Genomic DNA, 21,034 nt, shown 5'->3' with positions numbered 1-21,034 from the left:
CCCGCCCCCTGGGAGGGCGGGCCGGCGCCAGGCCGCGGTGTTTAGGTGCCACGGGCGGCGGTGCGTACTGCGAGGCGCGGCCGTTGTTCCTGCCTGGGCCTAGGGCGTCGTGCGCGGTGATCGCAGGACCGGATTCCAGGCGAACCAGCCCAGGCTTTCGGCGCCCAGTTCCCATGGGGCCCCCAGCAGCAGATTCCGGGTTGCTTCAAGGTCCGCGGTGACGGAAGCAGGAGCGGGACCGATACGGGTCATCAAATCCCCCCGTGCGCGCCAGAACTCCTCGTCCTCGCCGCGCAGTCGGCGTATCGCCGCGTCCACGCAGGCAGGCCACTTCGGCATGCCGTAATGGTCGTCGTGGGTCCCGATCCGGGGAGCGCCGGCGAAGACGAGGAAGTCGTCAGGCGGCAGGACCTTCTCGAAGTGCCCGAACATGTCGATGCGCTGTTTCACCTGCTTCTTGATCTCCCCGAGGAACCCCCAGCCGAAGTCCGTCAGGGTCCCCTCGCATCCCGGCCAGATCATGTCCCGGTCCAGGATCAGGTCCTCCAGCTCATAGAGACGGAACTCGTCGTCGGAGCCCAGGACGTCGAACGCCTGCCGGATGAGCCAGGTGTTGCGGGCGAACATCGTCCCGTCGCGCAACGCCTTGCGCCGACTGGTCGGCCGGGAAGCATGCGCGTTCTCGATCGGACCGTTGCGCCACACGGACATGACGAGGCCGTGAGCCGCCGCCCACCGCAGTCCGTCCTGTGCCGCAAAGACGCCCATCTCCTCAAGACGCTGCCGTGCCCAGCCCAGCGCATCCTGAATATCCTCGTCCACCGCTCCGCTCTCCCCCATGACTCGCCAACTCCTCCTCTTCTTCGCGGCGTTCGCGTCATCCGCGCCACTACGCCCCCGGAAGACGCGATCGTACGCGGGCTCCGCCGCCAACCCTCGGTGCCGTCATCTGCCGTAGCCGTGGGGTCCGGCAGGCCCGCTCTCAGGCGGACGGGCGGCGTTGGAAGGCCGTGCCGAGCGCGCGCAGTTCAGCGCGCCGGGCCTGCATGAGTTCCTCCGGCTGGCACAGGGCGGTGTCCAGAAGCCACACCCCGCGGCGGAACGGCTGGAAGCCGATGCTCTCCCACAGCGCGGCAATCTTCTTCTTCGCCTGGCGCCGGTAGGCCTCGGTGACCTGCTCACGGCCTTCGGGGTACTCCCCCATAGCGGGAAATACCGCCACCGCGCAACAGCCCCCGGACAGGCGGCGGACCGCCTCGCCGGCCAGGGCCGGCCCCAGCCCGAAACCTCTCCATTCCTTGTCGAGGCTGACGCGGTCGAGGATCAGCAGATCACCGACGGGGTGGGTGACAGCTTTCTCGAACGCGGCGCTGTAGCCGTCGCGTTGGGAACGGCCAAGGACCGCGGAGACAATGACCTCAAGATCGCCAGACTCGGCGTCCGCCACCTCCCACCGGTTGTCGCCGGTGTAGTCACGCAGCCTCCATAGGATCAGATGCCCGATCTCGGATCCCGCAGCCGGGGCACCATCGCCCCCGTCCTCTTCGTCTTCCCACTCCTCGTCACTCGCCATCCCGTAGGTGACCGTGACATACCAGGATTCCAGGGTGTCCTCGGAGTCGTAGGGCACCGCGGGATGCCCATAGCCGTAATGGAAGTGAAGACGGGCAGGATCACCCGGGAGTTCACTGACCGGCCGTCTGGGCATCGCTAACGTCATGGCAAAGAGACTAGGAGCAGGCACTGACATCCCACCGGGAAACGGTTCGAACAGGACCCTGGACGTGGGCTGGTCTCGTTTGAGCTGGGCGCCTTGGCCCCGCTTCCGGACCGGTTCGGTCGCGTCACCGGTCCCATGGCGTAGCGGGCACGTCAGGCAGGAGGACGCCTCCGCACCCGGGCTACTCGTTCCGTGCCGACCGCGGCACCCCTCAGCGGCGCAGGCGGTAGCGAGCCCACACCCCAGCAACGACAACGCCGGAACGGCCCGGCCCGGGTAAGGTTTGAGGCCCTCGCCTCGCCGTTGTGATGAGGCGCCCCAGCACCGCTACGGCTGTTGAACCCGCTGCCGGGCCGCATCCAGCGCACGACGTTCCTCGAAGGCCCCATCGGCGCTGACGGGAAGACGGCTGTAGCGCTCCGTCGCGACCTGGTCGATGCGCGCAGCGTAGCGGCTCGTGGCGGCCTTGACCGCCTCTGCAGGAGGCAGGAGCCCCTCTGCGGCACGCAGTGCTCGAAACAGCTCTTGAGTGAGCTGAAGAAGCCGGTCGAGTTCATCCCCAGCAGCGGGATACCCCGGCATACTGCCGGACTTAAGGCGCGCAGCGGCGGTCCGGGAGGCCTGCCGCTCCATCGCCACACACACCGCCTGACGGCGCCGCTCCAGGGCCCGGAACGTGGTGCTGGCCGGATCCGCGATGATCTCTTCGGCTGCTTTCACGGCCCGGGCCAGGGGCGGTGCGAAGCGTGTCGCCGCCAGCTCGGCCGCTTCCCGTTCCTTGCGCTCGGCTTCACGGCGCTGCTGCTGCAGTCCCGGCCAGTCGGGGAACTCCTCACGCCCCATGCGCTGTCCGCGCGTTCGGGGTGCCGCCTTCTCCGACTTGGTCAGGCGCCGGTCCCAGTCACCGTGCGCGGTGTAGCTGTAAGCGCTGCAGCCAACCGTTCCCCATCCCCCGAACCCGTAACGACCGTGGCTCCAGCGGTCGTTGACGAAAACGATCGGCTCACCGCAGTGCCGGCACAGTTCCTCCGACACCTCACGTTCCATCCCCACGATGCCCCCTTAACTGCGCGGCTCTCCCCCAAGCCGTGTGAACTGCTCCATCCTGCCAGGCCCCGGACGCACCGGAGCACCGAAGACCGCCACTGCCGGAAGGGGAAGGGACCGGCCGGTCGGGGCCCTGCGCCAGTTGCGGACCCACGACGCGGACTCCCGGACCGGCCGTGGCCGACTGACCGCCGAATCATTCGGTTTGATCACAGGCAACGTCAGAGCCCGCGTTACTGAGGGGACTTGCCGCCTGCGAGGTCAGATGCCGCCGTTTCGGGTGGTCGGGGAGGGCGCGCTGGAGAGCGGGCGGGGGTTTGGTCCGGCGGTGGCTCCGGTGGGGTTTCGCCAGGCCAGGATGAGCTGCCCCAGGCGGCGGGCGGGTGTCTCGCTCGGGAGGAACAGGACGAGCACGAGCAGGATGAAGGCGCCTGCGGTGAGTCCTGCGGCCACCCAGCCGGGTGGGCCTGCGTTCACCATGGCTGCCGCGAAGGCGGCCGCCGCCCCGAGCAGGCCGCCGATGCGGGCTGTCCACCTCATCGTCGTGGCTCCCGGCAGACGGGGCGGCGCAGGGTCATGGACAGGTGGGGCGTGCTGAGCAGCACCCGGAAGGTGAAACAGGCACGGGTGCGGCGGGTGGGCAGGGCGGCCAGTTCCGCTTGCCATTCCTGTCGCCATCGGGCTCGCTGCGCACCGGGCAGCAACAGAGTGAGCAGGGCCAGCAGGCGTGTGGTGACGGCGTAGGGGTTCGGTGCTGGCTGGAGCACGGCCGCGGAAAGATCGTGCAGTTCACGGCTGACGTCGGCCAAGCCCGCCGCGCGGGCCAGGGGGGCGAAGACTTCGATGGTCTCGCGGGCTTTGCCGTACTGCTTGGCCGCGGCGACGAACTCTATGGTGCGCATGTTGTGGAGTCGGTCGGCAAGGCGAATGACCAGCACCGCCTCGCTGTGCGGCCGCTGGACAGACCGCGGCGCGGCGTCCGGCGGGATGGCACGCAGGTCGACGGTGCTGACATCTGCCACCAATTGGGCGACGCACAGGCCGAATTGCCCGGCCAGACGACTCGGCGGACAGAGTGTGTCCTCGATGACGTCGTGCAACAGGGCGGCGCAAACCACGGTCGGCGGCATACCCACATCGGCGACGATCCGGGCAACGGCAAGACAGTGGGTCAGGTACGGGTCGCCGCTGCGGCGGGTCTGCCCCTCGTGCCAGCGGGCGGCCTCCTCGTGGGCGAGCTCGATGGAAGCGAGATCGGCGGCGGGGTGGTGCGCCCTCACGACACCCAATAGGCCTTCAAGGGAAGAACTGTTGTCATGCCGGCTGCCCGGCCGGGCAGCTAACCGGTGCCACGCCCTCATGACACTCCCCCATCGCCGACCGGGTGCACTGCCACCCAGCCCGGCAGCGGCTTTTTGCGGGCACGGTAGACGCGCGCGAGGGCCAGGCGGGCCTCTTCGGCTCCGTACTCGGTGATCCGGTAGAAGCGGCGGCGCGGCCGTCCGGCTTTCTCGTGTATGGCCGGGTCTTCCCAGGTGCTCTCCGCCCAGCCGGCCTCTTCCAGCCGGACGAGGATCGGATAGATCGTGCCCGGCGCCAGTCCCGCCAGTGCGGACAGCTCGAGGCCGTACCACTGCTTGGCGGGATCCACCAGCAAAGCCCGCAGCACCAGTTGGGTCTGCAGGGTCATACGCGGACTACCCATAGCCGTACTCTATATAGCCTATATATGGGATGTCTAGGGAACGTAACGCCCTCGAGGATGAGACCGGAGGTTTCGCCGCGCTGCCGAACCGGCAGCGCGGCCGCGTGAGATGCAGGGGCGTTAGAGCTGTCCGCCTGACCAATGCAGGTCCTGTGGCCGGCGACCTACTCACCACGTTCGCCGCACCAACCGACACGGCGCGGCAGCCCGGCTCCTCCGACCGACTTCAAGCGTCTCGATCTCCGCGAACAACCCACCAACCAGCAGCGGTTGAACCGACCAAGCAAGATCGCCCGACCACCACTCCAACCAGCCACCCGTCCGCTACTACCGGCGCCCCTCCCACACTGAGCAATCAACGCTCACGGAGAGCAGACCAGCTTAACCACTTACGAAGCCGCAGGTCACAGACACAAAGGAACCGACCAGGTCAGCACTGGCCATTGGTCAACCCCGGATGCATCCCGCTCTCCGAACTGAGCAATCCACAGGTCAGCGCTCAAGGATCTGCTCAGCAAAAGAGGACCGGGACAGCCATCGCCCGTGTCCAGCAGGTGAACCGGGCACTGGACTGCTCACTGGAGCCGGACACCGAACAACTCATCAACGACCTCCTCGGCGCACCACACCCCCACCGGACACAGCAGCCATGACCACAACCCAACCCTCACCACCACCCTCACCACCAACCCCCACACCCACCCCTCCCATCAAACCCAACCCCAACCCCAAACCGGGACCGGGACCGGGACCGGGAGCGGGAGCGGGAGCGGGCGCAGGAGCGGGAGCGGGAGCGGGAGCGGGAGCGGGAGCGGGAGCGGGCGCAGGCGCAGGACCAGAACCGGGAGCGGGACCGGGAGCGGACCACGATGCAGCGCAGACCGACGCCCTCCCACCCGGGCCGCACCGTGCCCCGGCCGCCCTCAGCCGCACCCAGCGAGGACTCATCGGCGTGGTCGTCTCCGGTGCGATGGTCATCGCCGGTATCGGCTTCGCCGGTTCGTACGCCGCCGTGCGCGAGCTCGCCCTGAAGAAGGGCTTCGGCACCTTCGCGTATGTCTTCCCGATCGGCATCGACGCGGGCATCTGTGTCCTGCTCGCCCTCGACCTGCTCCTGACCTGGATCCGCATCCCCTTCCCCCTGCTGCGCCAGACGGCATGGCTGCTGACCGCCGCCACCATCGCGTTCAACGGCGCCGCGGCCTGGCCCGACCCGCTCGGCGTCGGCATGCACGCGGTCATCCCGATCCTGTTCGTGGTCTCGGTGGAGGCGGCCCGGCACGCGATCGGCCGCATCGCCGACATCACGGCCGACAAGCACATGGAGGGCGTCCGCCTCACCCGCTGGCTGCTCTCCCCCATCCCCACGTTCCTGCTCTGGCGCCGCATGAAGCTCTGGGAACTCCGTTCCTACGAACAGGCCATCAAACGGGAGCAGGACCGCCTCGTCTACCAGGCCCGCCTCCACACCCGCTACGGCCACGCCTGGCGCCACAAAGCCCCGGTGGAATCGATCATGCCACTGCGCCTGACCCGCTACGGCATACCCCTCACCCAGACCACCCCCACCGGCCTCACCGCCACCGACATCGAACCCGAACTCCACCCCCCCACACCACAGTCGGAGCCGGCCCGCGAGCCGGAACAGCCGACGGCACCCACCGTCCAGCACACCCCGGCACCACCCGGCCCGGCCCCGGACAGGTCCGTCACTCGGACAACCCGAACAGAGGCGACGGCACTGCGAAGAGAACAAGTTCCTGGCCCCAATCTTGAGAACAACAAGCCCCCCGAACAACCGGAACACATCCCACACCCCGGGCCCGAGGACGAGGACAACACGCCTTCCCAACAGCCCCAGCACATCCCGCAACCCGAACAGAACACGAGTGCGTGGTTCAACGGCACGCTGCAAGAGGCCGCCTACAAGGACGGCTACAACCCCGAGTACGACCTGAAGGAGCACACCCACAACGACGAGGAACAGGAGCGGGAACGGGATGAACAACCGCCTGCCCTGCACACCACTCCGGACGAAACGGCCTCCAACTCCAGTCCCCCAACCCACATGGCCTCAGAAACACAGCAGCCCGGACACTCCCCATCCGCATCCGAACACGTAGGAGCCCCTCTACGACACACGCAGACCCCACATTCCGGCGAGGAAGCAGGACCCACCACGCCTGCCCTGTCCAACAAGCTGACGTCCAACCAGTTGACGTCCGGCGAACCGACGACGCCCCCTCGGCACGGCCTCACCCCGGTCGACCGCTACTACCTGGCCTGGCAGGACCTCCACCAACAACTGGATACGGAGCCCGACGCGGCCCAACTGTCCGCATACCTCGCCCGGCAGGGAATCCTCGACCGCGACAACCAGCCGATCAGGCCCAAGACACTCGCCCGCTACTTCCTTCAGTTCCGGATCTACACCGTCTGGGCCCACCACCGGGCCATCGACGACCACCCCGACCCTGACCACGTCACCAAAGACCTTGCACAACACGGCATCACCGCCCAATACAACCAACCCATCCACACGACCGACCTCAAAAAACACCACCACACCTTCGAACACCGCTGGCAAGGCCTCACCCGTCAAGGAATGCCCTGACCGGTCCGCGGGTCTGTACGCTCACCGCTGCTGGTAGGGCTCGCGGTACAGGTCAGCGTGGACCTCTGCATGTACCTCGGCGCGGATCTTTCGGAGAACGGAGGCGGCGATGTACCGCTGGGTGCGGGCGTGGCCGACAGACTCGATGAGGTCCAGGCGTCGCAGAGTACGGAGATCAGCCAGAGCCTGGTCGCGGGTGAGGGCTTCCTCGGCCTGGTAGGTGGTGCGGCGCAGGTACCCCTGGGCCGCGGCGTAGAGGGCGGAGACGGTGCGTTCGTCGAGCCGGTGCTGCTCGGCGAGGCGCTCCAGGCGGAACCAGAGCCGGGACGCCGCTTCGAAACGGCGCTGCACTTCCTGGGCCTGGAGGTGGTGGGCAGTGAGGCAGAACCTGATCCAAGAGGCGGCATCACGCTTCGGCTGCCAGGAGCCCGCCTGGACAGTACGCAGGGCTGCGTAGTACTCGCGGGTGTTGAAGTCGTCCGTCCCCAGCCACTCCTCGATGCTGGAGAACTCCGGGGCGAGGATGCCCTCGCGCGCGAGGACGAGGGTGTGGACGGCACGGGACATGCGGCCGTTGCCGTCGCGCCAGGGATGGATGGAGACGAGGTTGAGGTGTGCCATGGAGGCTCGCACGAGGGCCGGGGCGTCCACGTCTTCCTCGGCAAGCCAGTGGAGGAGTTCGTCCATCAGGGCGGGTACGTGCTCCGGGTCCGGAGCGGTATAGACCGGCGAGCGGTTGGGGCCCCCTGACACCCATACGCCGCTGGTTCGGTACTCGCCAGGGTGTATCTCCTCATCGGCAGTCCTGGCCATCATGAAGTGCAGGGCCGAGAGCAGGGTGTGGTCCCAGGAGAAGATCCGGAATCCCGACGCGCGCTGAATGTAGGTGAGGGCGTCGCGGTATCCGGTGACGGCGTCGCGGGTGGCTTCGTCGGTGTCGGGAGAGAGGTCTCCGCCGGCCACCAGGCTCTCGGCGTCCTCGGCGCTGATCGTGTAGCCCTCGATGTGCGTCGAGCCCCGAACGGCGGCAGCTGTGAGCGAGCGGCGCAGTTGTCCTTCCCACCGCCGGGGCTGGGCCAGCCGGTGACGGAACTCCGTACGCAGCGCCTCGATCTCCTCAATGACACGGCGGTCGTCCGAGGTCAAGGAAGGTGTCGTGAACAGCATGCATTGATACTACGACACACGTAGGATCGGAGCGTCATCCTTTACTGGTGAAGCTGGCCCGGAGCGCGGGGCCGGTCTTTCGACAGCACCCACCGCGGCAGTGGCCGTCACCGCACCGCTTCGGCCACGACGAACTCGACCCCGCCCAGCGCCGGCGCACGCTGCTCGCCCTGGCCGCCGCCCCCGGTGCTCGCCCCCGAGGTTCCGGCCAGATCGCGACGAGGCGATCATCGAGCCCGGCCCGTTCTGACCCACCCCAGAAGTCGGCGGCCGCCAGGTGGCAACCAGCCACGTGGTCTCAGCCGCCCACCAGACGGGCATGGTGGCGAGCGAGACGGGCCGGAAGTTCAGCCGCGGGGAGTGGACTCCGATCCGGCCGCCGGGCTGTTGATTGCCACTCAGGATGGGGATGTGGAGGGCCGGATGTGCCACTCGCGATGGTGATGTGGCATTCACGGGGGCTGGGGGGATTGATCTTCGGGGTGCCCGGCGCCCAGGAAGCCGCGATCGTACGCGGGCTCCGCCGCCAACCCTGGGTACCGTCATCTGCCGTAGCCGTGGGGTCCGCAGGCCCGCTCTCAGGCGGACGGGCGACGTTGGAAGGCCGTGCCGAGCGCGCGCAGTTCAGCGCGCCGGGCCTTCATGAGTTCCTCCGGCTGGCGCAAGGCGGTGTCCAGAAGCCACACCCCGCGGCGGAACGGCTGGAAGCCGATGCTCTCCCACAGCGCGGCGATCTTCTTCCTCGCCTGGCGCCGGTGGGCCTCGGTGACCTGCTCACGGCCTTCGGGGTACTCGCCCATCGCGGGAAATACCGCCACCGCGCAACAGCCCCCGGACAGGCGACGGACCGCCTCACCAGCGAGGGCCGGACCCAGTCCGAAACCTCTCCATTCCTTGTCGAGGCTGACGCGGTCGAGGATCAGCAGATCACCGACGGGGTGGGTGACAGCTTTCTCGAACGCGGCGCTGTAGCCGGTGCGTTGGGAACGGCCAAAGACCGCGGAGACAATGACCTCAAGATCGCCAGACTCGGCGTCCGCCGCCTCCCACCGGTTGTCGCCGGTGCAGTCACGCAGCCTCCACAGGATCAGATGCCCGATCTCGGATCCCGCAGCCGGGGCACCATCGTCCCCGTCCTCTTCGTCTTCCCACTCCTCGTCACTCGCCATCCCGTAGGTGACCGTGACATACCAGGATTCCAGCGTGTCCTCGGAGTCGTAGGGCACCGCGGGATGCCCATGGTGAGGTTCCCATGTCTGGTAGTGGCCAGTTGGATCTCCCCATTGACGGCCAGTCAGCGGGGAGCTGTCTGGCCGTGGATGGTGACGCTGTGTGGATCGCCAGGTGGCCGGCTTCTATTGTCAGCGAGCGGGACGTAGGAGGGGTTGAAGGGCGAGGCGGTTGTCGGTGGGGTGGTGGCCTTCGGGGCTGAAGGGCGGGATGGCCGCCGGCAGACAGTCGGCGATCAGGAGGCAGTCCTGGTGGCGGTCTTCAGCGGTGGCCGCCACCAGGGGTTCGCCGTCTGGTCCCCAGATGCCGGAGTTTCCCTGGTACTGCCAGGCGCCGGCGGGGACCTGTTCCCAGCCGCGGCGGTTGGCGTAGGCGACGAACAGGCGCCAGATGCTGGCCATGGCGGGGATGATGTGGCAGGTGGCGTCCTGGTACGGAACGCGGCTCATGGTGCCGTCGGCCAGACGGAAGTGGCCGTCGGCCGCGGTGGGGCCCAGCACGATCTGTGCGCCATGCTCGGCCAGGTACTGGTACAGCGGCGGGAACTCGCACTCGTAGCAGTTCAGCACGCCTACCGTGATGCCGTTGATCGTCACGAGGGGCGGCAGTTCCTGGCCGAAGGAGTAGTTGCGTCGCTCCGCCGCTCCGTAGAGGTGGGTCTTGCGGTAGTTGGCGGCCACCTGTCCGTCGGCGGAGATCACGCTGATGGAGTCGTAGAAGTCGCCCCCGTCGCGTTCGGGGTAGGGCAGGACCAGGGCGAGGCTGTTCTCCTTGGCGGCCAGGCGGGCCCGGTCGATGGAAGGGCCCTCGCGGTGCTCTGCCAGTTCCCGGCACTGGCCGGGGTCGATGGCGTAGCCGGTGGTGTACTTCTCCGGGAAGACCACCACCTGGCAGTCGTAGGCCGCGGCCAGAGCGGAGACCTCGGCCAGCCGGTCCATGTTCCGCTGCACCGCCTCCCGGCTGCCGACCGGGCCTTGGCCCTGGTACAACGCCACCCGCAGACCCTCGCCGACGGCGGGCGTGTCACGCAGTGCGGAGCGGAACACGATACGAACGGGCTGCGTCATCGAGGAGTGCTCTTTCCATGATCGGCGATCCCCACGACCGCCACAGGAAAAGAAACGAATCACTGCCGCGTCGGACACCATGATCACTTCGGTGACGGTGTCGACTCGTCCCGCCGCTACCTCCCCGAAGGCAGCATGGACGCGCTCTATCCCGAACCCCCTGAAAGCGCGCCCGCGCTACCCAACACCACCAACACCACAGTCAGTTGATCCCCAACACCACGACAAGGGACACGATCATCCACTTCGCCACCGGTGTCAGCCGTGGGCGGTGGACGGCCGCCTGGTCCTCCAGTCGCTCGTTGGCCAGGTAGACGCGCATCGTGGAGTGCACCCGCTCGTGCGGGAACACCCCGTACGCCGCCTCGTACGCCGCGAGCAGTGCGTCCATCCGGTGATCCCGGCTCTCCGGGTCGGCGAGCGAGGACACGGCGATGTTCAGCTCATGGTCGCTGTAGTGGGTGACCGCGTGGTGGATGATCCGGGCGACGTCCTCCAGCGGGGTGCTCTGCTCGCCGATCGACAGCATCAGCAGCGGCACGGACAACTCCCAGAAACCGCAACAGAGATGATCTTGAGGCTGTGGCGGTCACCTGGTACAGGTCCCCGTCGTGTGCGGAAGCGGACCTCGGAGGCCGTGTGGATCTGCCTGGACTGCACAGCCTGATGCCGGGGCGGCGGCGGTGGCTGTCAGTGTCCGGAGGGAAGGGGCTCTGCTGCCGTGCGAGCGGGTTCGGGTGTGTGCGGTGTGGGGTGGGCGGTGCTGGCGGGGGCCAGGGGTACTGGAGCCCGTTCGCCGCCCAGCCAGGACAGGTTGACGGCCACGGCGGCCATGGAGGCCACGACGATCAGTGCGCCGGCTGTGGCGAGCGCGACTCGTCGGCGGCGGATCCGGAAGCCGCCGACGACGGCCGCGTCGACAACGCTGGGCAGTGCAGGCTCCGGCTCGGCGCTGAGGACTGCCTGGAAGGCGGCGTGCAGAGCGTCGTTGTTGTGCTCATTCATGGCCGGTTTCACCTCCTGGTCCCTTCACTGTCAAGGCCTTCGACGATCTCGCGCAGCCGGGCGAGTCCGCGGGCGCTCTGGCTCTTCACCGTTCCCGGACTCACCCGCAGTGCGTGCGCGGTCTGCTCGACGGACCAGTCCTCCCAGAACCGCAGGACCAGCACGGCCCGGTAGCGGGGCGCCAGGTCCATCAGGGCTTCTTGCATCATCAATCGCAACTCCGGTGCGCCGGACACGTCCGAGGGGAGATCGGGTGGCTCGCTCACCGGCTCCTCACGCCAGCCTCTCTTGCGCCACTGGTCGATGAAGGTGCGGGTGAGGATGGTGCGAGCGTAGGCATCCGCATTGCCGTCCCGGCTGACCCGTCCCCAGGCCGCGTACAACTTCATCAAAGTCGTCTGGGTCAGGTCCTGTGCCTGGTGCCAGTCACCGCAGAGCAGGTAGGCGCTGCGTCGGAGCTGCGCCTGCCGCGCCTCGGCAAATTCCCGGAACTCTCGTTCCCGGGCCGTGTCCCTCACTCTTTGCCGGCCTCTCCCTTGCACACCACTCCATCGGTCATACATACGGGGAGCGGCCCTGTGGGGTTGCACGGTGCGGGCAGGAGAATTCTCCCGCCGCACCGTGCAACCCGACCACCGCCCGACTCCGTACCTCTCTCCCGAAAGGGCTTCCACACACAGGTGGGAGTCCGGTGATCCGAGGAAGAGGCACACCGTTGTCGAAGCACCGCAAGTTCTCGCATAACCGCCGCGCGATGTTCAGCGTGGCCGCCGGAACCGTTCTGGCCGCCGCGGGGATGGTCAGCGTCGCCAGCGCCGCGACCCCGGCCACTCACGCGAACCCGGTCCCGGCCACGCAGGCGGACCCGGTCGCCGCCACCCACGCCAACCCGGTCCCGGCCACCCACGCGGACCCGGTCGCCGCCACCCACGCCAACCCCGTTGCGGCCACCCACGCGAACCCGGTTGCGGCCACCCACGCGAACCCAGTCCACGCCAAGTCTGTCGCCGAACCCCTCTCGTCGCTGAGCACGGCCGAGCGGGCGAACGCGGTGGGCTGAGCCCCACCCCGAGGAGTACGCACGCCTCCCCGAGAGCCTCGGGCCTTTGCCCGGTGCGGGAGGCGTGCTGCTCCGCACGACCCGCCGTGGACCTCCTTGCCCCTCGGAGGGGTAGCACCGTGCCCTGGATGAAGATCGGGCGCCCCTGTGGCGTGTCCCGGGAACGGTTCCCCACGGACATGTGGCTGCCCCCATGCCGACCCGCATCTCACCCCCGCAGGCCGCGAAGTTGAGCGGGGCCAGGGCCACCACGAAGCAGCTCCCGCCGCCCCCGCCCGGCCCCACCCAGGTCATGCGCAAGATCTCAACCGACGGCGGCACGCAGGTCACCGGCCAGCGCCTGCACGTCGGAACACCCCGCATCGGCAAGCACGTCACCGTGATCGTCGAGGACAGCATCTTGTCAATCCTGCACAACGGCATCGAGCTGCGCGCCTTCGCACGCACCACCACCAAGCCGATCAGGCACTACACGTCCGGCGGCACCGCAAGGAACTCCTGAAACCGGAAATGATCTCCGAGAGTGCGGACTGAATCCTGCCGCCGGCCCTGTCGTGGACGAGGCGTTCACCGGTGTTGAGGCTCAGCTGGGCATCATGGCCGCCTGTCGGCTGACCGGGCGCTCTCGGGCCACCCACTACCCCCGGCTGCGGCCGGTGCCACCATGCAAAGCACGTGCCCCGCAAGTGCAGCCGTCGGCCGTGACGGCCGAAGAGCGTGCTGCGGTACTGGAGTTGATGAACAGCGCCGAGTACGCGGAGCTGCCGCCCGCGCAGATCTGGGCCCGTAAGCTGGATGCCGGGCGCTATCACTGCTCTGTCTCGACGATGTAGTTCGACTCGCTGGCTCACGCCCGCGAGTGGTTCGACACGTTCATCGCGTACTACAACCATGAGCACCGGCACTCGGGGATCGGCTGGCACACACCCGCCTCCGTCCGCTTCGGGACCGCCGAAGAGGTCCGCGATCAGCGCGCGGTCACCCTCGCCGAGGCCTCGCGGCGCAGACCTGGTGTGCGGCGTCGCGGGCCGGAGGGGATGCCGACGTCCTGCGGGCGGAGCCGCTCGCGGCGGCTGCGGAGGAACGCCCCGAGTTCCTGTTTGTCCATACGCCCAGTGTGCGCGCGGCGCGGCGGCGGATCCTGGTACAGCCTGTGCCTGTATCCGGCCGGCAGCCGGCCGGACGCTGTTGCCATGACGAACCACACGAACACCACCGACAGCGCACCCATTGGCCTGCTCACTGGCAAGATCATCTTCATCACCGGCGCCAGCCGCGGCATCGGGGCGGCCGCGGCCCGGCTCTTCGCCGCCGAGGGCGCCGCCGTCGTGCTCGCCGCCCGCAGCACCGATGCCCTGGACCGCATCGTGAAGGAAATCCGTGCCGACGGCGGCGTCGCCGACGCCGTCACCTTGGACCTCGCCGACCCCGCGAGCATCCGCGCCGCCGTCGACCGCGTCGAGGAGCTGCACGGACGCCTGGACGGTGCCTTCAACAACGGCGCAGTGATCCAGCAGCCCGGCCCGGTCGACGCCACCACCGATGAGGACATCGACGAGCAGTTCACCGTGAACTTCCGCTCCCACTGGACCGCCATGAACGCCGAGGTCGCCCTCATGCGGCAGGGCGGCGGCGGGGCCATCGTCAACACCTCCAGCATCGGCAGCCGCCGCGCCAATCCCGGCCTGCCCGCCTACGGGGCCATGAAGCGCGCGCTCAACAGCCTCACCGAGACCGCCGCGGTCGACCTGGCCCCCGCCAACATCCGGGTGAACGGCATCACCCCCGGCGGCACCGCCACCGAAATGATCGACGAATGGGAAGCGGCCACTCCCGGCCTCATCGAGGGAATGAGCGCAAAGATCCCGATGGGCCGGATGGGCGAGCCCCGGGAGATCGCCGAGGCAGCCGCCTGGCTGCTCAGCGACCGCGCCTCGTACGTGACCGGCGCGATCGTCCCGGTCGACGGCGGCGCCGGCGCCTGAAAAAGAGCGGCCCGCGCTCCGGGCCGCTCCTTCACGACCCCGTACATGAACGGCGACAGCATCTCAATCACCGGCGACGCGCTCGGTGTCGGTCCCGGACCCGCACGGAAGCTGCGGGACGCCGAAAAGAGAGGAACAAAGGGGAATCAGTCATGACGGATCTCACGGGCAAGACAGCCGTCGTCACCGGCGCCAGCCGGGGCATCGGACAGGCGGTCGCGATCCGCCTGGGCCGACTTGGCGCAAACGTCGTGGTCAACTACTCGCAGGACGCACCCGGCGCCGCCGCAACGGTCGCGGCGATCGAAGCCGAAGGATCCCGCGCCATCGACGTCCGCGCGGACGTGTCGAAGCCGGACGAGATCGAGGCGCTCCTCGACACGGTGCGCAGCAGGTTCGGCCAGCTTGACATCGTCGTGGCCAACGCCGGCCTCGACGAGGGCCTCGGCCCGGTGCTGGACGTCACCGAAGCCGAATACGACCGCATGTTCAACGTCAATGCCAAAGGCGCGTTCTTCACACTGCAGAAGGCAGGAGGCATGGTCGACAGCGGTGGCTCGATCGTCTACATCGGATCCAGTTCCACGCTCCGGCCGGCGAGCCGGCAAAAGGTGTCCCGCCGTCGGCACGCGTGGGTCAGAAGGTGAGGACGAGGCGGCCCGGCAGGCCGCCCGCTTCAGTTCGGCGGTGGGCCTCGGCGGATTCTTCCAGAGGCAGCGTCCCGGCGACGCGGGTGGTGAGCTTCCCGGTCGCCAGCCGCTGCAGGATCTCCTGGAGTTGGGTGCCGTCAGGGGCGCCGTGGACGGCCGTCACACGGATGCCGCGCTCGGGGGTGGCGAGACGGGCCTGGCTGGCGGAGACGAAGGACCCGCCGGTGCGCAGAGCCGGCAGCAGGGGGCTGGCGAGCAGGGCGGCGTCGAAGATGCCGTCCACGCCACCGGGGACCAGGCGCAAGACACCGGCGGCGGCGTCATCGGGGGTGCCGCGCGGCACGGTGTGCTGGGCGCCGAGTGCGCGCAGGTCGTCCTCTTCGCCGGGGCCGGCCAGGGCGATGACGTGCAGGCCCTGTGCGACCGCGTGCTGGACAGCGAAGCGGCCTACCACCCCGCCGGCGCCAGAGATGAACACAATCGCACCGCCGGACAGGCCGAGCAGATCGATGGCCTGCTGGGCGGTCTGGGCGCTGAGCGGCACGGTGGCGGCGGCGGTCAGGACGACTCCGGTGGGGACCGGGGCCAGCCAGGCCGGGTCGGCGTGCACGATCTCCGCGTAGGTGCCCTGGCCGGTGCCGAGCTCGAACCACGGCAGGAACCCGGCGACCACGGTGCCGGCGGGCAGCCCGGGAGCCGCGTCGATCAGGGTGCCGACGAAGTCGAACCCGAGGACGAACGGCGGGGCCAGGGTGCCGAGCCGGCTGGCGGCCTGCCCGGAGCGGATCTTCACGTCTGCCTGGTTGACGGTGGTCGCGGCCATCCGCACCCGGACCAGGCCAGCAACAACCTGGGGATCCGGGCGCTCCGCAAGCCGCAGAACATCCGGGGCACCGTAAACGGACACCTCGATGACACGCATGGTGAGGGTTCTCTTTTCAGCAGGGGAGGATCAGCGGCCGGCGGGCCGGCCGCTGAGGCAGTACGTCGACGGGGGCGCGCATTTGGGGACGAGGTAGCGGTGGGCGAGGGCGCCCGCGGCAGCACCGAGCAGTGGAGCGCTCAGGTAGGCCCACAGGTCCACGGTGTTCCCCGAGACCAGAGCCGGTCCCAGCTGGCGCGCGGGATTGGCCGCGCCACCGCTGACGGGGCCCAGCAGCGCAATGATCAGGCCGACGGCCAAGGCGACGGCATAGGGCATGAGCCGGACGTACTCGGGGTGCACCAGGAAGAAGCCGACGAGCAGGGTCACCGCCGCGAAGTTGGCCGCCTCGATGGCGAAGACCCAGGTCGTCGCCAGCCCGGGGGCAGGCTGGGCCAGCCCGGTGCTCAACGCCGCTGTGTCGAGCACCGGGCCCCACACCAGGCGGGCAGCGGCAGTCCCCGCGAGCGCACCGAGCAGTTGCGCCCCGATGTACGGAGCCACGGCGCGACCGGGGAAGGCACGCATCAGCCACAGTGCGAGGCTGACGGCCGGGTTGAGGTGGGCGCCGGACCGGCGTCCCGGCGGGCTCAGAATCAATCCCAGCAGGACGACCGCGACCAGGGCGCCCATGAGTGCCAGGGCCTCGTGCAGATCGGCGACGAAGAGCGGTGAGGCCGGGTCCATGAGCCAGCGCACTGCCGTCACCACGACGAACAGCAAGGCGGCAGTCAGGACGCCTTCCCACCCCGCCGACCGCCACGGCACGCCGGCGGGCCCGGGTACCGGGGCGGGAGTCCGGTGCTGTTCGGCGTCGGTCAGCGGCTCGTTCAACCCCATGTCATCTCGCCGGTGGCGACTTTGCTGCCGTGGTCCAGCGCCACCCCGAGCCCCAGGTCCGGGTAGCGTCGCAGCATCGCGGCCTGCACGGCGGCGGCGTCGGCGGCACCGGCCAGTTCCTGTTCGAACGCCGCGAGGTAGGCGCGGTTCGCGGCGATCACCGTGGCGTCCTGGCTCGCACCCACGGCGGCGTGCCCGGCCACCACCAACTGCGGATCCAGTGCTGCGACCTGGGCCAGCACCGTGTCCCAGGCGACCCGCTCGGCGGCGGTGGGCGAGTCCGCGGTCCACGCATGCAGCCCGTCCCACAGCAGCGCCCCGCCGAGCACGGCCCGGTCCTCGCCCTGCCACACGTACTCCGTGCGCCACACCATGTCGGGATGGCCGCCGCGGATCTCGAAGACGTGGCCCTCCAAGGTGAAGTGGTCCGTCCCCACCAGGGTGGGAATGACGACCTCGGTGGCCAGGTTCCGCCCCAAATGGGACTCCCAGGTCCGGAGCTTCTGCTTCCAGGTCGCCTCGATCTTGGCCAGCGTTGCGGGCGTGCAGATGATCTTGACGTCCGGAAACGCCTGGAGAACGACCTGCAGGCCGAAGTAGTAGTCCGGGTCGGCGGCGCTGACGAACACCGTCGTCAAACTCTTGCCGGAGTCGATGACATCCGCCACCACCCGGTGCTGATCGGCCAGTGTGAACTGGCCGTCGATCAGGAGAGCCTCGCTCTCGCCCATCACCAGGACCGACGTCTTGTGCATACCGAGCTCACCAGCGGTATGCACCTTGTAGGACAGACCGGACGGCATGAGGCCACCCCTTTCGCACATTCATCATGAAACAGAAATTTATAGAAATAAGCGATATTCAATCCCGGTGGCCCGCCTCCCGCCCGTTCCGCAACCCGTGCCCAAACCGCGGAGGACAGGCGCCGCGCAGCCGATACGGTCAGCCTGCGGGAAGGCCACAGCCACACGGCAGGAGAGTTCTCGCACCATGAGCGCGCCGCCGCACTGGCGCACCGATCAGCTGCGTAACCGCCGCGATTCGATCATGGGAGCCGGCCGGAAAGGAATCAATGCGCCGTGCGCTCACCCTGTTGCGCCAAACTCTTGCGCCGCGGCCCGCCGCAGAACGCTCGCGGATACTGAGCGTATGGATGTACTACACGACAACCTGATGCGGGCGCGGGCTGCTGGTGCCAGCTTTGCCCGCACGGAGGCCGACCCGCCATGGGGGGTACGGCTGAGCGGGACGATCCAGCTGTCGGTGCACGCAGTCGTCCGCGGACGTGGGTGGCTATGGCTCGACCACCCCACCAGCGCGGTGGAACTCGTGCCCGGCGAGGTGACACTGGTGCGCGGAGGCCCCGACCACTGCATAGGGCACGAGCCGGGCGCCGACTGCCTGGAACCGGAGGAGTTCCGGGCCCGGCAGCGGCAGGACGGCAACGCCGCGGCCCCCCGCGCAACGGTCTTCTTCTGCGGCGCCTACCGGTTCTCGGGCGACATAGGCAACGGCCTCCTGGAGGCACTGCCGCAGGTGCAGACCCTGTCCACCGCGGCCGGCGACCCGCTGCGGGACGTGATCACCCTGCTCTCCCACGAACTGGCCTTCCCCGAGCCCGGCCAGCCCACGGTGCTGGACCGCCTGCTCGATGTCCTGCTGGTGCACGCCCTCCGCGCCGACTTCCGGCACAGCCCGACCGCCCCACGCTGGTACCGGGCCTCGACCGATCCCCGGCTGAGCACCGCACTCCAGGCCCTGCACGAGAGCCCTGACCATCCCTGGTCGGTCCCCGAACTCGCCGCGCTCAGCGGTTTGTCCCGAGCGGCCTTCGCCCGCGTCTTCCGCGACACCCTCGGCCAGACCCCGATGCAGTACGTGACCGACTGGCGCATGGCCCTCGCCCGCGAAATGCTGCGCACCAGCGATGCCGGCTTGCCCGCCATCGCCCGCAGCGTCGGCTACAGCTCGCCCTACGCCTTCGCCGCCGCCTTCCGCCGCCACCACGGCGAGGCGCCCAGGACCTGGCAGCGCAGCGAGCAACTGCGCCCGCCGGTCCGGGCCACGACCGATCCCGACACGCCCATCGCCGAGCTTACCCAGAGCCAGTTGGACACGCTCGGGAGAGCTTCGCCAGGAGGAGCCGTGACACTCCCGTCGACGGGTCGTTGAACTGGTCGAACATCCCAGAGCACAGACAGACCCCGGGCCGCAGATGCCCGGGTCGCGTGCGGTCCCGCCACGACGGGCGAGGGCCGCTTTCTCACGGTGCAGGCCAGCGCCATTCGATGCCCTGTCCCGGTCGGCCAGCCACCGTGGTGCGCGGGGGGGGTCTGTCTTCGTTCCTCTTCTCTGTGCGCCTCCTGTCATCTTCTTCGCGGTTCCGCACGGTAGGGGTACGCCTGGAACGGCGTACAGTTCCGGGCGCCCGGAGCCATCGCGAGTGGCTCCGAACGCCAAACCTCTGACGTTCCGCCAGGAGGCGTTTTGCGGGGCGGAACGAGCCTGAGGAACGCCTCCAGTGTCTTGCCGTCCAGGCAGCTTCCATCGTCAGCGCGTTGCTGAGGGAGCGTACGGTGACCTGCTGAGGCACCGCTCGGCGGCCGGGCCGATCATGCCGGGCCTGAACCTCTCCCGAATCCGGCCGGCCGACTCTGCCACCAGACGCACCTGCCGCACGGCATCAAGACTGCGTTATTCGGCGACCTGGCCGGCGCCGACCAAATCCTCGGCGCGCAGCGCAAGTGCGCCCGTCCGCGACCAGGTCCTTAGGCAAGGAGCCCCATCAGGGTCTCAAGTCTGGATGGCAAGGGCGAGGACGGTGTCGACCGCGACTTGGAAGGGGCGCGTACTCCGTTGTACCTGGGCGAGTAGCAGTCCGCCTTGCAGGGTGGCGAGCATAGTGGTGGCGAGGTCGTCAAGGTCGATGCCGGGTGCGAGCTTCCCGTCGGCGTGAAGCGACCTGAGCCCTTCGTTGATGGCAGCTGACCATCGCTCGAATCCGGCGGCGATGAGGGCTCGGGCCTCGGGGTCGCTCTCGGCGAGTTGGCCGCCGAGCGAACCGAGTGGGCAGCCTCCCTTGGCCTGGCCGTGCTTCACCCCGGCGATCAGCATGTTCCGCCAGGCTTCGACTCCGTCTTCACTGTTGAGCGCCTGCCGATTGTGATTAACGAGGGTGTCGGCTTGGTAGTCGATGACCGCCTGCAGGAGCTCGTTCTTGTCGGGAAAGTAGTGGTAGAGCTGCGAGCCGCTGACCTCCGCTGCTCCCTTGACGTCTTCCAGGGTGGTACCCGCTACTCCGCGCTCGTGGATCAAGGCCGCAGCCCCCTCCACGATTCGGCCCCGGACGCGCTCGCCCTTCGCGGTGAGCCGCGGCCGGTCGTTCGTCTTGTTTGCCATGCACCCATGGTAGCGATTCTGAGTTTGACAGCCCAGTCTGGGCCGAGTCAGACTGAGTTATACAACCCACTTTCAAGGCCTCGTGACTCGTCAACGCAGCACCGGCCCCCGGGAAGCGGCATGAGCCGTTCAACCTGATCAGCCCGCAGAAGATGAGAGGGAATCCCGATGAGCACACCCCTGGGAAAGACCGTGATGATCACGGGCGCCAACGTCGGGATCGGCAAGGACGTGGCCCGGCAACTGGCTCTGCGACCGGAGACGGGCCGCATCTACTTGGCCTGCCGCAACCGAGACCGGGCGACAGCGGCAAAGGCCGAACTCGAAGCCGTCACCGGCCGGCGCATCTTCGACATCGCCGTCATGGACGTCGCCGATCTGAGTTCGGTGCGAGCCGGCCTTGCCGCCGTCGACGGAACCGTCGACACACTGGTCATGAACGCCGGCGTCATCGGCCCGCGGTCGATGGAGTTGACCGGTGACGGGGTCACCAACGTCTTCGCGACGAATGTTCTTGGCCACGTCGTCCTCCTCGAAGGACTCCTGGCCGAGGGGCAACTCGGCGAGGTCGCGGTCCTCGCCGGAAGTGAAGCGGCCAGGGGGCTTCCGATGCTGCGGATGAA

At 68.7% G+C, this 21,034-nt stretch carries 23 protein-coding genes and 3 pseudogenes; 9 read left to right on the top strand and 17 right to left on the bottom strand.

Annotation, left to right across the window (positions count from 1 at the left end):
• Positions 1 to 99: 99 nt before the first annotated feature.
• The 6 genes from OG226_RS51140 to OG226_RS51115 all read right to left on the bottom strand — a co-directional run bounded on the left by OG226_RS51140 (position 100) and on the right by OG226_RS51115 (position 4,457).
• The gene (locus OG226_RS51140) at positions 100 to 840 is read right to left on the bottom strand and encodes a hypothetical protein (RefSeq protein WP_329347208.1); all 741 of its coding nucleotides are present in this window, start codon (positions 838 to 840) and stop codon (positions 100 to 102) included.
• Positions 841 to 982: 142 nt separating this feature from the next.
• Positions 983 to 1,720 carry a hypothetical protein gene (locus tag OG226_RS51135; RefSeq protein WP_329347209.1) on the bottom strand — a complete coding sequence of 246 codons (738 nt, stop codon included), beginning with the start codon at positions 1,718 to 1,720 and terminating at the stop codon, positions 983 to 985.
• A 327-nt stretch (positions 1,721 to 2,047) separates the two neighbouring features.
• On the bottom strand, positions 2,048 to 2,767 hold the full coding sequence (locus OG226_RS51130; protein ID WP_329347210.1) for a hypothetical protein: 720 nt from the start codon (positions 2,765 to 2,767) through the stop codon (positions 2,048 to 2,050).
• Between the two features lie 261 nt (positions 2,768 to 3,028).
• Positions 3,029 to 3,307: a hypothetical protein gene (locus OG226_RS51125; protein ID WP_329347213.1), complete on the bottom strand. Its 279-nt coding sequence runs from the start codon at positions 3,305 to 3,307 to the stop codon at positions 3,029 to 3,031.
• Complete coding sequence (locus OG226_RS51120) at positions 3,304 to 4,047, bottom strand: HD domain-containing protein (RefSeq protein WP_329347214.1); 744 nt, start codon at positions 4,045 to 4,047, stop codon at positions 3,304 to 3,306. Before OG226_RS51120 ends, OG226_RS51125 begins: the two co-directional genes overlap by 4 nt.
• Before the next feature lie 77 nt (positions 4,048 to 4,124).
• Positions 4,125 to 4,457, bottom strand: coding sequence for a PadR family transcriptional regulator (locus OG226_RS51115; RefSeq protein WP_329347215.1), 333 nt, complete (start codon positions 4,455 to 4,457; stop codon positions 4,125 to 4,127).
• A gap of 985 nt (positions 4,458 to 5,442) precedes the next feature.
• Here OG226_RS51115 and OG226_RS51110 point away from each other — a divergent pair.
• Positions 5,443 to 7,086 carry a DUF2637 domain-containing protein gene (locus OG226_RS51110; protein ID WP_443067032.1) on the top strand — a complete coding sequence of 548 codons (1,644 nt, stop codon included), beginning with the start codon at positions 5,443 to 5,445 and terminating at the stop codon, positions 7,084 to 7,086.
• A 21-nt stretch (positions 7,087 to 7,107) separates the two neighbouring features.
• On the opposite strand, the gene OG226_RS51105 is transcribed toward OG226_RS51110, so the two are convergent.
• From OG226_RS51105 to OG226_RS51080, 6 genes are all read right to left on the bottom strand, one after another.
• The gene (locus OG226_RS51105; protein WP_329353258.1) at positions 7,108 to 8,253 is read right to left on the bottom strand and encodes a Fic family protein; all 1,146 of its coding nucleotides are present in this window, start codon (positions 8,251 to 8,253) and stop codon (positions 7,108 to 7,110) included.
• Between the two features lie 578 nt (positions 8,254 to 8,831).
• Positions 8,832 to 9,479, bottom strand: coding sequence for a hypothetical protein (locus tag OG226_RS51100; protein WP_329353256.1), 648 nt, complete (start codon positions 9,477 to 9,479; stop codon positions 8,832 to 8,834).
• A 135-nt stretch (positions 9,480 to 9,614) separates the two neighbouring features.
• On the bottom strand, positions 9,615 to 10,550 hold the full coding sequence (locus OG226_RS51095; protein ID WP_329353255.1) for a nitrilase-related carbon-nitrogen hydrolase: 936 nt from the start codon (positions 10,548 to 10,550) through the stop codon (positions 9,615 to 9,617).
• A gap of 202 nt (positions 10,551 to 10,752) precedes the next feature.
• Complete coding sequence (locus OG226_RS51090; protein ID WP_329353254.1) at positions 10,753 to 11,091, bottom strand: hypothetical protein; 339 nt, start codon at positions 11,089 to 11,091, stop codon at positions 10,753 to 10,755.
• 149 nt (positions 11,092 to 11,240) lie between these two features.
• Positions 11,241 to 11,555, bottom strand: coding sequence for a hypothetical protein (locus OG226_RS51085; protein ID WP_329353252.1), 315 nt, complete (start codon positions 11,553 to 11,555; stop codon positions 11,241 to 11,243).
• Positions 11,556 to 11,563: 8 nt separating this feature from the next.
• Positions 11,564 to 12,073: a SigE family RNA polymerase sigma factor gene (locus OG226_RS51080; protein WP_329353250.1), complete on the bottom strand. Its 510-nt coding sequence runs from the start codon at positions 12,071 to 12,073 to the stop codon at positions 11,564 to 11,566.
• A gap of 173 nt (positions 12,074 to 12,246) precedes the next feature.
• Here OG226_RS51080 and OG226_RS51075 point away from each other — a divergent pair, with 173 nt between their 5' ends.
• The 4 genes and pseudogenes from OG226_RS51075 to OG226_RS51060 all read left to right on the top strand — a co-directional run.
• Entirely contained in the window at positions 12,247 to 12,615 is a 369-nt protein-coding gene (locus OG226_RS51075) for a hypothetical protein (protein WP_329353248.1), read from the top strand.
• A 193-nt stretch (positions 12,616 to 12,808) separates the two neighbouring features.
• Complete coding sequence (locus OG226_RS51070) at positions 12,809 to 13,117, top strand: hypothetical protein (RefSeq protein WP_329353246.1); 309 nt, start codon at positions 12,809 to 12,811, stop codon at positions 13,115 to 13,117.
• A gap of 52 nt (positions 13,118 to 13,169) precedes the next feature.
• Positions 13,170 to 13,448, top strand: a complete 279-nt coding sequence (locus OG226_RS51065; protein ID WP_329353244.1) for a hypothetical protein — start codon at positions 13,170 to 13,172, stop codon at positions 13,446 to 13,448.
• Between the two features lie 9 nt (positions 13,449 to 13,457).
• Positions 13,458 to 13,532: pseudogene (locus OG226_RS51060) on the top strand (hypothetical protein); the annotation flags it as partial.
• Between the two features lie 68 nt (positions 13,533 to 13,600).
• Here OG226_RS51060 and OG226_RS51055 read toward each other — a convergent pair.
• Positions 13,601 to 13,723, bottom strand: a pseudogene (locus OG226_RS51055) (transcriptional regulator); the annotation flags it as partial.
• A gap of 85 nt (positions 13,724 to 13,808) precedes the next feature.
• Here OG226_RS51055 and OG226_RS51050 point away from each other — a divergent pair.
• Together OG226_RS51050 and OG226_RS51045 are read left to right on the top strand one after the other, a co-directional pair.
• Positions 13,809 to 14,600, top strand: a complete 792-nt coding sequence (locus tag OG226_RS51050) for an SDR family NAD(P)-dependent oxidoreductase (protein WP_329353243.1) — start codon at positions 13,809 to 13,811, stop codon at positions 14,598 to 14,600.
• A 152-nt stretch (positions 14,601 to 14,752) separates the two neighbouring features.
• The gene (locus tag OG226_RS51045; RefSeq protein ID WP_329353242.1) at positions 14,753 to 15,247 is read left to right on the top strand and encodes an SDR family NAD(P)-dependent oxidoreductase; all 495 of its coding nucleotides are present in this window, start codon (positions 14,753 to 14,755) and stop codon (positions 15,245 to 15,247) included.
• Here OG226_RS51045 and OG226_RS51040 read toward each other — a convergent pair.
• The 3 genes from OG226_RS51040 to OG226_RS51030 are packed head-to-tail and all read right to left on the bottom strand — an operon-like array spanning position 15,237 to position 17,815.
• Entirely contained in the window at positions 15,237 to 16,172 is a 936-nt protein-coding gene (locus OG226_RS51040; protein WP_329353240.1) for an NADP-dependent oxidoreductase, read from the bottom strand. The genes OG226_RS51045 and OG226_RS51040 overlap by 11 nt on opposite strands.
• A 30-nt stretch (positions 16,173 to 16,202) precedes the next feature.
• Positions 16,203 to 17,012, bottom strand: a complete 810-nt coding sequence (locus OG226_RS51035; RefSeq protein ID WP_329353238.1) for an aquaporin — start codon at positions 17,010 to 17,012, stop codon at positions 16,203 to 16,205.
• Entirely contained in the window at positions 17,003 to 17,815 is an 813-nt protein-coding gene (locus tag OG226_RS51030; protein ID WP_329353237.1) for an MBL fold metallo-hydrolase, read from the bottom strand. Before OG226_RS51030 ends, OG226_RS51035 begins: the two co-directional genes overlap by 10 nt.
• A gap of 346 nt (positions 17,816 to 18,161) precedes the next feature.
• On the opposite strand from OG226_RS51030, the gene OG226_RS51025 reads away from it, so the two are divergent.
• Positions 18,162 to 19,184, top strand: coding sequence for an AraC family transcriptional regulator (locus OG226_RS51025; protein ID WP_329353235.1), 1,023 nt, complete (start codon positions 18,162 to 18,164; stop codon positions 19,182 to 19,184).
• 621 nt (positions 19,185 to 19,805) lie between these two features.
• Here the strand turns inward: OG226_RS51025 and OG226_RS51020 are convergent.
• A complete protein-coding gene (locus OG226_RS51020) occupies positions 19,806 to 20,411 on the bottom strand; it encodes a TetR/AcrR family transcriptional regulator (RefSeq protein WP_329353234.1) in 606 nt (201 codons plus the stop codon).
• A 168-nt stretch (positions 20,412 to 20,579) separates the two neighbouring features.
• On the opposite strand from OG226_RS51020, the pseudogene OG226_RS51015 reads away from it, so the two are divergent.
• Positions 20,580 to 20,960 (top strand): annotated as a pseudogene (locus OG226_RS51015) (SDR family NAD(P)-dependent oxidoreductase); the annotation flags it as partial.
• Positions 20,961 to 21,034: the final 74 nt, after the last annotated feature.

The sequence above is a fragment of the Streptomyces sp. NBC_01261 genome (assembly GCF_036226385.1).
Classification (GTDB): Bacteria; Actinomycetota; Actinomycetes; order Streptomycetales; family Streptomycetaceae; genus Streptomyces.
Note: the sequence above shows the minus strand (reverse complement) of the source record. Positions and strands in the feature narration are given on the sequence as shown.